The 14,192-nt window shown below is 69.0% G+C and carries 1 protein-coding gene; it reads left to right on the forward strand.

The features are described 5' to 3' along the window. Window positions 1-497: 497 nt before the first annotated feature. Window positions 498-14,102 (forward strand): filamentous hemagglutinin family protein, encoded by a 13,605-nt coding sequence (locus AC07XB_RS08485; protein WP_494752790.1) that lies wholly within the window; start codon window positions 498-500, stop codon window positions 14,100-14,102. The last annotated feature ends 90 nt before the right edge of the window (window positions 14,103-14,192 follow it).

Genomic DNA, 14,192 nt, shown 5'->3' on the forward strand with positions numbered 1-14,192 from the left:
AGCAGCCTCACCACGAAACCAGCGTCATTTGCTGGGTCGTGGTCCTTTAAACCGGTAACGGCACGAGTCCATTAAAACCCGGGGCCTGACGACGAATCCACCGGGCTGCGCAACCCCGACAAGCCAGCCTCCTGCAAGGATCGCTTTCTTTTGGTTACTTTTCTTTACGAGTAAAGAAAAGTGACATCTCACACGTTCTAAAACAGCCAATACCGTACAGCCGCGCCAGCAGCTAGAAGCAATAAAACCCCGCCCCCAAACGCCAACAGCAACCAGAAGCCGCCCAATACCCCCCCAATAACCCCCCCTATCCCCCTGTCACGAAATCTTCAAATAAAACCTTGCCGATTCCCCCGCGCCCAACGGTCTAGATCCCAGGAGCATCGACGGCGCTTGCCATCGATGGACATGATCGCAGTGCCTGTTCGCCAAGCAATGCCAGGCAATGCCGGGCGAGCGGGCCACGCCGAATGAGCTAGACGGGAATGGAAGCCAGAATGAACATGCGCGTTCACTACAAGAAGATGCCCTCGCGACAGACAACGCGATTCAGCAGAACGGTACTCACGATCCGACCCCTGGCCCACGCCATCGCGTTGCTCGTGGCAGCCGGTGGCAGCATGCACAGCGCGCATGCGCAACAAGCCTTCAGCCGCGCCTGGATGGCGCAAAAGAACCTGATGCAGGACACGGCGGCTGCAACCGGCCGCCTGCCCAATGGCCAGCCCGCAGCATCGCTGACCAACCCGCAGGCGCAGCAGCAACGCGCTAACGAACAACTGCAACGCTCCATCGACAACCTCAACGTGGCGGCGCGCGGCATCGCTGCCATGCAGGCCGCGCAGGCCGCTGCGCGGCAGGCTGCGATGAACGATGCGTCGGTGCCCGATGGCCTGGCCGAAGGCGGCCTGAAGGTCGATACCAACAGCCTCACCGCGGGCTGGATCAATGCGAGGCCGCTGGACAAGGAAACCGGGCAGAAGGTCGTCGATGGCAGGACGCAGGTTACCGTCCGGCAGACCGCGGACAAGGCCATCCTGAACTGGGAGACCTTCAACGTCGGCCGCAACACGACGGTGCAGTTCGACCAGCAGCCGAGCTGGTCGGTGCTCAACCGCGTCAACGATCCGCAGGCGCGGCCCAGCCAGATCCAGGGGCAGATCAAGGCAGACGGCACGGTGATGATCGTCAACCGCAACGGCATCCTGTTCTCGGGCAGCAGCCAGGTCGACACGCGCAACCTGGTGGCGGCAGCAGCGGGCATGACGGATTCGCAATTCCGCAAGGGTCTTTACAGCGATGCGCTGGGTGTCGGCTATGTGCCGACCTTTGCCAACGACCTGGTCAGCACCCCGAGCACGTCATCGAACGGCAATGCCACGGGCGACGTGATCGTCCAGGCCGGCGCGCGCATCGCAACGCGCAAGCCGCAGTCGGTGACCGAAGGTGGCGGCTATGTACTCCTGGCCGGGCGCGAAGCGCACAACCACGGTTCCATCTCCACGCCTGGCGGGCAGGTCACGCTGGCCGCCGGCGACAGCTTCATCATCCGCAAGGGCGTTGGCACCGACGCCAACCAGGATTCGAGCACGCGCGGCAACGAGGTCAGCGTGCAGCGCAACGCCGGCAGCCTGGCAGGCCGCGTGAGCAATAGCGGCTTTCTCCAGGCGGCGACCGGCGACATCACGCTGGTTGGCCGCAGCGTGGAGCAGTCCGGCGTGGCGCTTGCCAGCACCTCGGTCAACACGCGCGGCACGCTGCACCTCACAGCCGTAGGCGACGCCGAGAGCCGGGTGATCCTGGCGCCCGGCAGCGTCAGCGCGATCCTGCTCGACGACAGCAACGCAACCGCCCTGGATGCGCAGCGCGATGCGCTGATCAAGGATTCCGCGCGGCCGAGCGATGGCGCCTACAACCGGCGCGACCAGTCTTTGGTGAAGATCGATTCCAGCGGCGACGTCGACTTCCAGTCCGACTCCATGACGCTCGCCACCGGCGGCCAGGTAATGGTGGGCGCCGTGCGCCGCACGCGCGTGGCGGACCGCGCCGCGATCGACGTGGCCGGCGCCGTGGGCGTCAGCGTGGCGATGGAATCCAACAACGTCATGATCAACGTGCAGGGCAACGAGCAACGCGACGCGCCGCTAAACCGCGACAGCAAGCTGCTCAACAACGCCAACATCTGGATCGACCGCCGCACCCTGGTGCGCGTCGCCGCGGGCACCAACGGCTATGCCACCGAGCGCATGTACACGGGCGGCGGCCTGCTGGAAGTCAGCGGCTACCTGAGCACCGGCGGCCACAGCATCGGCGAATGGGCGGCGCAGGGCGGCACCGTGGCCTTCAGCGGCGGCGAGCTGGTCACGCAGGCCGGGTCCGGCATCAACGTCTCCGGCGGTTCGCTGAACGTGCAGAGCGGCATCATCAAGCAGACCTGGCTCAGGGGAGCTGACGCTCGCTTGTATAACCTGGCTACCGCGCCTGCGGACAACCTCTACACCGGGCTGTATCGCGGCTTCGAGAACACGCACGCGCGCTGGGGCAAGAACACCACGGAATACTTCCTCAGCCCGCTGATCGCGCCGGGCGAGCGGCTGGAGAACGGCTACACGGTCGGGCGCGATGCCGGGCGCGTGGTTGTTGGCACGCAGTCCGCGGTGCTCGAAGGCCATATCGACACCACGGTATTCCAGGGCGATCGCCAGCGAGACGCGCGGGATGGCAGCCTGGACGGCTACAAGCAATCGCAGATCGCCGCGCCACGTGCCGGCCAGTTGATCGTCGGGCAGCTCACGCCGATCTACGACAGCAAGACCGGCATGCTGCGCGACAGCCCGCAGGCACTGGTGAAACAGGTGGATATCGACGTCGTGCAAGGCATCGCGGATGGCCTGGCCATGACGGACGCGCTGCCCGACGAGCGCAAGGGCAAGTTGCGCCTGGATGCCGGGTGGATCAACGGGCTAGGCCTGGGCGCCTTGAAGGTCTACGCCAGGGACGGCATCGACGTTGGCGCCCCCGTGCAAGTGGCCGCGGGCGGCGACCTCGCGCTGCATGCCACGCAGGTGGATGTGCGGGCGGACCTCGCGGCGCGCGGCGGCCGCATCGCGCTGGGCAACATGATCAATCAGTACACCAGCAGCGCCGGTGGCGCCTGGCTGGATGTGCCGGTGGCGGCGTTACCGGCCAAGGGCTATACGCCCGGCGTTTCGGTGGGGCAAGGTGTCACATTGGATGGGCGTGGGCTGTGGTCCAACCTCGAACTGGACTTCACCCGGATCGGCGGGCTGCCCTACGTCAACGGTGGTGCGATCACCATCAGCAGCACTGGCGACGTCACCCTTGGCACGGGCAGCGTGCTGGATGTGTCGTCGGGCGCGGCGCTGCTCGCCGGCAACAAGGTGCAAGGCGGGCGGGGCGGCAATATCACGCTGTTGTCCAACCAGAACGACGTCGCTGGCAAAGGTTCCGGCGCGTTGCGGATGAACGGCGAACTACGCGGCTATGGCGTCAAGGGCGGGGGTACGCTCACCATCGATACCGGCGTGGGCATTGCCATCGGCGGCGGCTTGCTGGCCGACAGCGGCCTGTTGCCGGCGGGCCAGTCGGTATCGGTCAACCTGACGCTGGCGCAGTCGGTCACGCTGCCGGCCGGCACGGTGCTGCCCAGCGATTTCACCTACGCGGCGGACACCGTGGCGCCGGGCCAGGCGATGCAAGGCAACCCGCTGTTCAGCGCGACGCGCAAGGTCACGCTGCAAGCGCCGTGGCTGGTGCCGCGCGGCACGACCTGGAACTTCGCGGTCATCGACGACAAGGGCCGCTTTTATTCCAACGGCAACATCGCCCCCGCCGGTACCGTGCTGGTAGGCTCATCGGGCGACCTGGCACCGGGCTACGTGGTGCCTGCGGACGTCTTTCCCAACGGCATCCCCGTGCCCGAGTTCAATAGCACCCTGCAGGCCGGCACGCCGTTGCCCAAGGACGTGGTGCTCGCCGAGGGCGCCAGGCTGCTGGCCGGCACGAAGCTGCCGGGCGCGGTGGCGGTCAAGCCGCTGCTGGTGATCGGCAACGAGGTGTTCCAGAGCGGCTTCTCGCGCTACGCCGTGGCCGCCCAGCAAGGCGTGCAGGTCGCCCGGGATGCCAACGTGGCGGTAGCGATGCCGGTGCTGCGCTTTGACGCCTCTGCGGGCCACGCGGTGGCAAGCGGCGCCGATCCGGCGCAAGTCCTGGAGCGCTGGCTGCCGCCCCTGTGGCAGGAAGACCTGCTCAAGGCCACGCTGGCCCAGCGCGGCGGCGCCGACCTGGCATTGTCGGCCGGTTCTGTCTACACCCAGGCGCCGCTGGTCATCGGGCAGGGCGCCACCGTGAGCGTCGATCCGGGCCGTGCGCTGACCCTGCAGGGCAATGGCCAGATCACCGTCGAGGGCACGCTGAACGCCTGGGGCGGCAATATCGCATTGCTGCCGGGCAAGCTTGGCACCGGCAACCAGGCGGACCGGCCCAACGGCATCGCCGATGCCATGTCGATCTGGATCGGCAACGGCGCCGTGCTCGATGCCGCCGGGCGCGCGGTCACCGCTGTCGACGCGCGCGGGAACGTATATGGCAAGGTGGGCCAGGGTGGCACGATCGAGATCGGTGCGCGCCATAACCTGGACGCTACCCAGATCGACGCCGCGGACGCCTTCGTCGTGGTTCGGCCGGGCGCGCGCATCGATGCCTCTGGCGCTTCCGCGCGGCTGGACCTGCCCGGGCTGGGCGCCACGCAGGTGGCGAGCGACGGTGGCGTCATCGCGCTGAGTTCCTTGCGCGGCCTGTTCCTGGACGGCAGCCTGCGCGCGGCCGCCGGCGGCCAGGGCGCCGCCGGCGGCACGCTGGCGCTGAACCTGGAGACACCGGCCTACGGCCCGGTGGACAACTATACCCAGAAGAGCCCCAGCGTCGAGGACGCGGTGCGGGCCGCGCGCGAGCTGGTGGTGGCGCAAACGCAGGGCACCACCGCGCTGGCGGCCGGACTGCGGCCCGGCGAGCGCGATGCCGCCCTGGCTTACGGCGCCGGGCGCATTGGCGTGGACCGCATCGGGGCGGGTGGGTTCGACAACGTTGCACTATTGGCCAACGGCTTGATCAGTTTCGATGGCAACGTCAACCTGGCCGTAGGGCAGAGCTTGCGCCTGACGACCGGCGCGATCGCGCTGGCGGAGCATGCCGCTGCCGGCACCCAGGTCAGCCTGGCCGCGCCCTATGTTCGCCTGGCCGGCACGACCCGTGTTCCGCCCGACTTCTACTACATGCCCAACCCCACTGTGAACACCGTGGGCGTGCCGCTGGTGTCGCAAGGCACCCGGCTGCAAGTCGAGGCGGATCTGCTGGACCTGGTGGCAGCCACGCAGCTCGGCGTGCGCGGCGTCATTAAACGCAACGCTGACACATCGCTGACGGTGGAGCGAGGTGCCTTCGACGAAACGACCCTGCGCAGCCGCGGCGACATGCGCATGTACCGCGCCGCCTCGCTGAGCGTACCCGGCAACCTCACGCTGGCGGCCGCGCAGATCTACCCGGGCATGGGCGACAGTGGTTCGGTGACGGTCGGACAGCGCAGTTTTCTCGACAACTACGGCAACGTCCAGCGCGAATTCGACCCGGCGCGCCACCTCAACATCGAGCGCGTGGGCGATGAACTGCCCGCCATGCCCTATTCCGTCTTCGGCCGCCTGACCTTGCGCGCCCCGACCATCAACCAGGGTGGCGTGGTGCGGGCGCCGCTGGGCAACCTCGAGCTGGGATCGGTGGGCTATGGCGCTGTGACGGAGCACCTGAACCTGCTGCCGGGCAGCGTGAGCTCGATCAGCGCCAACGGCCTGGTCATGCCCTATGGCGGCTCGCTCGACGGGCTCAGCTACCTGCACGACGGCAAGGACGTGGCGTTCAACGGCGTGGGTAATGGCCCGGCCATCACCCTGGCCGGCAAGACGATCGACGTGCGGCAGGACGCGGTGCTGGACCTCAGCGGTGGCGGCACGCTCACCGGCGCGGCCTTCCTCGCCGGGCGCGGTGGCTCGGTGGACGCGCGCATGAATCCGCTGGTGCAGGTCGGCGCCCGCGGCGGCTTCACCTTGCCGGGCCTGTCGACCAACCCGGTCTATGCGATCGTGCCGGGCGTGCAGCCCGGCTATGCGCCGGTGGTGGCCGAGAAAGGGGCCAGCGATCCGGCCATTGGCCGCCAGATCACCATCGGCGCCGGCGTGCCGGGCCTGCCCGCTGGCACCTACACGCTGTTGCCTTCCACCTTCGCCTTGTTGCCCGGCGCGTTCCGCGTCGAGCTCAACGGGCTTGGCCATGGCACGTTGGCGGCCGGTGGCGCCATGGCCATGCGCAATGGCTCGTACGCGGCCTCGGCGCAGCTGGGCGTGGCCAACACCGGCATCCGCAGTGCCGTGCCTACCCAGGTCTTCCTGACGCCTGCCGACGTATTGCGCAGCTATTCGCAATACAACGAGATGAGCTACGCGGATTTCGCGCTGGCCCAGGCCGCACGCGAGGGCGTGCCACGCGTCCAGCTGGAGCGGGACGCCAAGACACTGCGCTTGTCCTTCGCGCCGAGTGCGCCGCGCGCCCCTGGCGATGAACCTGTCCTGCACTTTGCGGGGCGCACCTTGTATGCGCCCGCCGCAGGCGGCTTTGGCGGCAGTGCGCTGATGATGGGCGAAACCAGCTACGAAATCCTGGCCGCCGGCGCGGCGCCGACGCCGGGTTTTAGCGGCACCTCGCTGTACGCGGCGGATATCAATGCCATCGGCGCCTCGCGCATCGGCATCGGCGGGCTGCCGTCAGTGCGCTATGTCGACTACACCGGCAGCAGGCAACGCGCCAACATCGCCACGTTCGATAGCGGGGCGTGGAGCATCTTCCTGCGCGAAGGCGCGGTGCTGAAGGCCGCCGAGGTGTACCTGGTGACCAGTACCAAATCGGGCGGCATCTTCGTGGAGCAGGGCGGCGGCATCAATACGCTGGGGCAGGGCAAGGCGGCCTGGGATTCCACCAACGGCTATGTCTACGACCCGGGCTCCAGCAGCGTGCTGGCGGTCTCCAACGGCTGGCTGGACATGCTGGCTCCCGGCTACAGCGCGGATCCCCTCCGGGGCGCGGGCCGCATCGACATCGGGGCCTGCAGCCCGGGGGCTGTCTGCCACGGCACCACGCCGCTGTATTCCGAAGGCACCATCGCTGCCTCGACCGACCAGAGCTTCAACCTGCGCGACGCGGCACGCTATGGCACCCGCAACCTGGTGTTGTCGGTCGGCGCAATCAACGCGGGCAACCAGGCGACGCTGGCGGACCTAGCCGCGCGCAATGCGCTGCCGCCAGGCCTGACGCTGAACCAGGAGGTGCTGGACCGGCTCCTGAAGGGCGACACCAGCACCGGCGCGCCGGCGCTGGAGAACCTGGCGCTGACCGCGCGCGACGCGCTGCGTTTCTATGATTCGGTGGAGCTGTCCACCATCGACCCGGCCACCGGCAAGTCCTCGCTCGCGCGCCTGGTGCTGGGCACGCCGGCCATCCAGGGCTATGGCAGTGCCGATGCGCTGGCCCGCATCCACACCGACATCCTGGTGTGGAACGGCGCGACCAATGCGCCGGGGCTGGTGGCAACCGGCGGCGCCGGCACGGGCAGCGGCCGCCTGCAGGTCGACGCGAAGCAGATCGAGTTCGGCTATGGCCCCAACAGCCGCCCCGATACCATCCACGCCATGGACCGGATGGTGCTGGGCTTCGCTCAGGTCGACCTAAACGCCAGCGAGCGCATCACCGCCAACCAGAAGGGCTCGCTCGCGGTCTACCAGTCGCAAGGCGCCTGGGACGACGCCACCAAGGGCTATGCCTACAGCGGCGGCAACCTGAATCTCAACACGCCGCTGCTGACCGGCCAGGCGGGCTCGGTCAACAAGATCACCGCCGGCGGTGACATCCGCTTGACCGCGCCTGCCGGTGCCGCCACGCCGGCCTTGTCCGGCAAGGCCCTGGCCGAGGCCCTGGGCGCGGAGATTTCGCTCAACGGCAACAGCGTGGCGCTGGATAGCACGGTAGTGCTGCCCAGTGGCAAGCTCACCGTGTCCGCCGAGCGCGACGTGGTGTTGCGCGACGGCGCGCGGCTCGACCTGGCCGGGCGCAAGCTCGATTTCTATGACGTCAGCAAGTACAGCTGGGGCGGCGACGTGGTGCTGGAAAGCCGCGCCGGCGACGTGCGCCAGGCGGCAGGCGCGCTGATCGACGTTTCCGCCAAGGAGAACCGCGCGGGCAAGCTCACCGTGCTCGCGCTGGGCGCGGGCGCGGGCACCATCGACCTGCGCGGCAGCGTGCTGGGCGGCAGCAGCGGCCACTACGATGCCGGCGGCACACTGGTGCCGTTTGCTGCCGGCGGCGCGGACATCCGCGCGCAGCATATCGCCGATTTCACGGGACTGAACCAGCGCCTCAACGACGGCAAGCTATCCGGCATCCGCAGCTTCCAGCTCAAGCAGGGCGACCTGGCCATCGGCGACGAGCTCAAGGCACGCGAGGTCAGCGTGTCGGTGGACGGCGGCAAGCTCACCGTGACCGGCGCCATCGACGCCAGCGGCGAGCAGGTCGGCAGCATCCGCCTGGCCGCGCGCAACGGCGTCACCATCGGCGGCGGCGCACTGCTCGACGCGCACGGCACGGTGCTGCGCGTGGACAGCTACGGCCAGGTCATCGAAGCGCCCAACCGCGCCACCATCGAGATCAACGCCGGCACGGGCCGGCTCACGCTGGAGCGCGGCGCGCGCATGGACCTGCGCGCCGGCACCGGCGCAGGTGCACAGTCGCTCGGCACGGTCGAGCTCAATGCCCCGCGCCTGGGCGGCGCCACCGGCAACGATATCGATATCGACGCCAGCGGCGCGCTGCGCATCGACGGCGCGCGCTCCATCGCGGTCAACGGCTTCTGGTCTTACAAGGACGCGGCCTGGGGCACCGATCCGATGGCCGACGGCCGTCCCTACCAGGTCATCAACCAGGCCTACCTGGACGCCAAGCACGCAGATAGCCTGGTGTTCATGGGCAATGCACTGGCCAACGGCGACCTGATGAACCGCAAGCTCGCCGGCCTGCGCGCCTATGCGGATGCTTTCCACCTGCGCCCGGGCGTGGAGATCGTCAGCGCCACGCCGGATGGCGACCTGCACATCGACGGCGACATCGATCTGTCGCGCTACCGCTATGCCAGCGTCAACCCGCGCACGCAGCAGACCGGCGTCTATGGCTCCGGCGAAGCCGGCGCGCTGGTGCTGCGCGCGGGCGGCAACCTGAATGTCTACGGCAGCCTGACCGATGGCTTCGACGCCTCGGCGCTGCCGGTCACCCCCGACGATCAGGGCTGGGTGCTGGTCAAGGGCAGGGTGCCCTGGGGCGGCGATGTCGTCATCCCGCAGGGCCAGCTGGTCACGCTGGCGGAAGACACCTTCTTCCTGTCCGGCCGCACGCTCAACTACGACCTGCCGATCAAGGCGGTGAGCCTGCGTCCCGGCACGGTGCTGCCCGCGCGCGCCACGCTGGCGGCGGACCTGGTGCTGCCAGCCGGTACGATACTGGGCGGCGCGGTGCGCGATGCGCAAGGCAATGTCGTGCAAGCGGCGGGTACGGTGCTGTCGCAGCCGCTGACGCTGGCCAGCGGCATGCAGCTCGATGCCGGCAACCGGCTTGCCGGCGGAGCCAGCGTAGCGGCCATGACCTGGCCTGCCGGCGTGCCGCTGCCGCAGACCGGCACGAGCGTGGAGACCGCGCCAGGGGTCTACCTGGCGAACGCACTTGCCTTGCGCAAGGGCGCGGTGATCCCGAGCGAAACGGTGGTCAAGCTGCCGGACGACGCGGTCATGGTGTCGCTGCGCCCAGGGGACGCCAGCGGCAACCAGGGCCGCAACTGGGCGCTGGCGCCGATGCTGCCCGAGGGCTCGCAATCGTGGTCGGTGCGGCTGGTGAGTGGCGCCGACACGCAGGCCGCGGACACGCGCGCCTTGCAGACGCACGGCAAGCAGACGTCCATGCTGCTGGCCGACACCCACTACGGCCTGGTCTCGACGAACGTCTTGTTGCCGGGCACCGGCTTGCCGGGCGAATACGTGTGGGCGGGGGATTCGCTGGAAGTTATCGGCATCGAGCCCGGCACGCCGATCGACCTGGACCAATGGGGCGGCGAGCAAGAGGTCAAGAACCTCAACGACCTGGGGTATGGCTTGCTGGTCGTCAAGGTCAAGGACGGCACGCCCCCGGTGTACAGGACGCAGCTGCAGCCAGCCCGGCAGCAGCTCTTCAGCGTGCTGCGCACCGGCACCGGTGACCTGGACCTGATCTCGGGCGGTGACTTCACCATGACCTCGCCGTTCGGCGTCTACACCGCCGGTACGCAGTCCGCCGGCGTGGGCGCGGCGTACAACCTGCCACGCGCCACTGCCTTCGACGGCACGCTGCTGGGCCCGGATGGCACGACGTTTGCGCCGTATATCGATGGCGGCAGCCAGAGCCTGTACCGCGCCTGGTACCCGGAGCACGGCGGCAATGTGCTGGTACGCGCCCAGGGCGACGTGAAGGGTGACCTGATCGGCGTCAGAGGCAACCAGTCCCGGACCGACGCGATCGGCGCCCTACGCGCCCACGTCGGCTCCACCGCCGTTGGCAACTGGCTGTGGCGCCAGGGCACCGGCAGCGCCGTGACAGGCAGCGAAGGCGTGCCCACCGCCTGGTGGGTCAACTTCGGCAGCTATGTGGCCGGCCCGACGGAAGGCTACGACTTGTTCGCGAGCGCGCCGTTCCTGGTCGGGTTCACCGGCATCGGCACGCTGGGCGGCGGCAACCTGGTGCTGGAGGCCGGCGGCGACGCCGGCATGCTGTCGTCGCGCATGACCGCATCCGGCAGCTTTGTGTCCCGCAGCCAGGGCTTGAACCTGGCGGTGGCCAGCACGGGCCGCGTTTCGGCCGATGGCAAGCAGCTCACCCTGACCGGCGGCGGCGACCTCGACATCCGCATCGGCGGAGGGCTCAACCCCGTGGCGGAAGTGCGCGCCTTCTCCTCGCAGACAGGTGACGTCACGCCGGCCACCCGCTACTCGGGGGTATATAGCGATATCAACAGCACCTTCGTCAACCTGCGCGGGGCGTTGCGCATGGAGGCCGGTTCGGTGGGCGGCATCGAGCTGCGTTTCGACCGCGCGGATCCCGCCGAATCGCGTGCCTACGACGTGTACAAGGCCACGTCCTCCATCGCCGGCGGCGGGCCGGTGCTGGTACCCGGCGATGCCGGCGTGCGCATCGACGCGCGCGGCGACCTGGTGCTCGGCGGCGTGGGCGACCCGGGGCGTGTGGCGCTGGTCAACAACGGCACGCCGTTCCGGGCCAACGGCGCCAGCTACACCGGCGACGGCTGGACCTGGTTCTCGCTGTGGACGCCGGGCACCGCCATCGACCTGTTCAGCGCGGGCGGTAATCTGACGCCGTCCACCGCGGCGGCGGACAATGGCTATTCCGGCAACCATACGGCGACCGACGGGCGTTTCATGATGCCGTCGGTGCTGCGCGCGGTGGCGGCCAGCGGCAGTCTCTACTACGGCAATTCCAGCACCGGCGCCATCGATGGAACGAACCGGCCGGTCCAGTCCAGCACCACGCTGATGCTGGCCCCGTCGCCGGTGGGGCCGCAATACGCCCGCATGGGCGCGGGCCAGCTGGAGCTGCTGGCCGCCGACTCGATCTACGCCGGGGGCTACGGGATCACGCAGTCGGGCGCCGATCCCACTGCCCTGCCAAATCCGTTCAACGCCGCTTTCAGCGGCAGCACGGTGAAGATCATCTACGGCACGCTGAAGCTGAGCAATATCAGCCCGGACGGGCTGGCAGCCAGCGTGTTCCTGGCGAACAACGGCGGCGCAGTTACATACCAGGCCTACCCGTTGTTCAGTTTCACGCCACCCACGGCCTCGGGCTACGCGGTCCCCGGCAGCCAGCCGGCGCGCTTCTATGCGGTCGATGGCGATATCGTCGGCCTGCGCACGGGGTCGATCATTTCCCGTGCCAATGGCGTCGGTTCGGCCCTCACGTTCGGTAACTGGTATGAAGGCAGCGGACCGGTGGCGATCCGCGCGGGGCGCGACCTTGTCAACGCGGGCACAGCGCTGGGCGAGGCCGAAGACGTGCCCGCCGATGGCCACGGCTGGTACCTTCCTCCTCGCCGCGGCGACGGCACCTTTGCCGAGAAGCCCGTCCCGGTCCTGAATGCCAGCGCGCGTGGCAACCTGATCGTGCATAACAACGCGGACGATGTGTCCGTGGTCTCCGCGGGCCGCGATATCCGCATGAGCAACTTCTACGTGGCCGGTCCCGGCCTGCTGGAAGTCACCGCCGGGCGCGACCTGTACATGGCCGACCGGGCCGAGCTCAAGAGCATCGGGCCGGTGGCCAACGTGACCCCGGGCGACCGCGGCAGCGGCGCCAGCATTGCGGTGGCGGCGGGTGTGGGCCGCAACGGGCTGGACTTCAACGCCTTCGCCAGGCGCTACCTGGATCCCGCCAACCAGGCAGACGCGGGCCGCGCGCTTGCCGACCAGCCGGGCAAGGTGGTGGCCATCTACAGCGGCGAGCTGAAGCTGGCTGACTGGCTGCGCGCCCAGTTCGGCTACGCGGGCGACGAGGCCGGCGCGCCGGCCTACCTGCAAAGCAAGCAGGCGGAGCTTGACAGCACGCGCCAGCAAGCCTTGGCGGCCGGCGCGGCCGCCCCCAACCGCGACCTGCGGCGCGAGTACGGGCTGGCCGGCCAGCTGCACGTGGTCAACTGGCTGAGTGGCCGCTTTGGCGGGCATAACGGCCTGGGCCTGCACTTCGACGCGGCCAGCATGGACGCGCGGCAGTTCTTCGCCGCGTTGCCGGCCGAGCAGCAGCGGGCCTACCTGCGCAACGTGTACTACGCCGAGCTCAAGGCCGCCGGGCGCGAGTACAACCAGGCGGGTGGCCCGCGCGAAGGCAGCTACCTGCGCGGCCGCGAGGCCATCGCCACGCTGTTCCCCACGCATGACGCGCAGGGCAACGCGCTTGCCTACGAGGGCGACCTGACCATGTTCAGCAGCGCCAACTACTACGCCCCGGTCTCCGGGGCGCAAGCCACCAAGCGGCCGCTCAAGGGCGTCACCTACCTGCGGCGCGACGAGTACAAGGCGGCCGGCAACCCATACAACGTGGGTGTGTACGACCTGCTGGACGCCGGCATCCATACGGACTTCGGCGGCGACATCGACATCATGACGCCAGGCGGGCGCACGCTGGTCGGCGTGGATGGCGGTTTCGTCCCGGGCGAGGGCTCGGGCGTGCTGACGCAGGGCGCCGGCGAGGTCCAGATCTACGCCAGGGACAGCATCCTGCTGGGGCAGAGCCGCATTTTCACCACCTTTGGCGGCAACATCCTGGCGTGGTCGGCGCAGGGCGACATCAACGCCGGGCGCGGCTCCAAGTCCACCGTGGTCTACACGCCGCAGCGGCGTGTGTACGACGGCATCGGCCTGGTCACGCTGTCGCCCACCACGCCGAACACCGGCGCGGGCATCGCCACGCTCAACCCGGTTCCCGAGGTACCGCCGGGCGACATCGACCTGATCGCGCCGCTGGGCACCATCGACGCGGGCGAAGCCGGCATCCGCGTGTCTGGCAACATCAACATTGGCGCGCTGCACGTGGTCAACGCCGAGAACATCCAGGTGCAGGGCAAGGCCACCGGCATCCCCGTGCTGGCCGCGGTGAACGTTGGCGCGCTGACCAACGCCAGCGCGGCGGCTTCGCAGGCGGTGGGCGCGGCGCAGGACGCGCTGCAGCGCGAGCGCACGGCGGCGCGCCAGGGCTTGCCGTCGATCTTCACGGTGCGCGTGCTCGGCTTTGGCACGGATGCGGATGAGGCAGCGCCCAAGGCGAGGGAAGGCGTCAAGGTGGCGCCGGCCAGCTACGACCCCAACGGGGTGGTGCAGGTGCTGGGCCAGATGGAGCTGAGCGAGTCGCAGCTCAGCCAGCTGAGCGCCACGGAGCGCCGCAATCTCCAGCGCTGAGCGCCTGGCGGGGGCGTTCCCGCGCGCGCGCCGGCTGCAATGGCGCCACCCGTGGTGGGCGTGGCAAGTGTTGTCATGGAGCGTGGCGAC

Source organism: Cupriavidus sp. GW821-FHT02F09, from assembly GCF_059421605.1.

Coding starts and splice junctions, on each gene's coding strand:
- AC07XB_RS08485 (WP_494752790.1), top strand. CDS start 498: ATGAACATGCGCGTTCACTACAAGAAGATGCCCTCGCGACAGACAACG.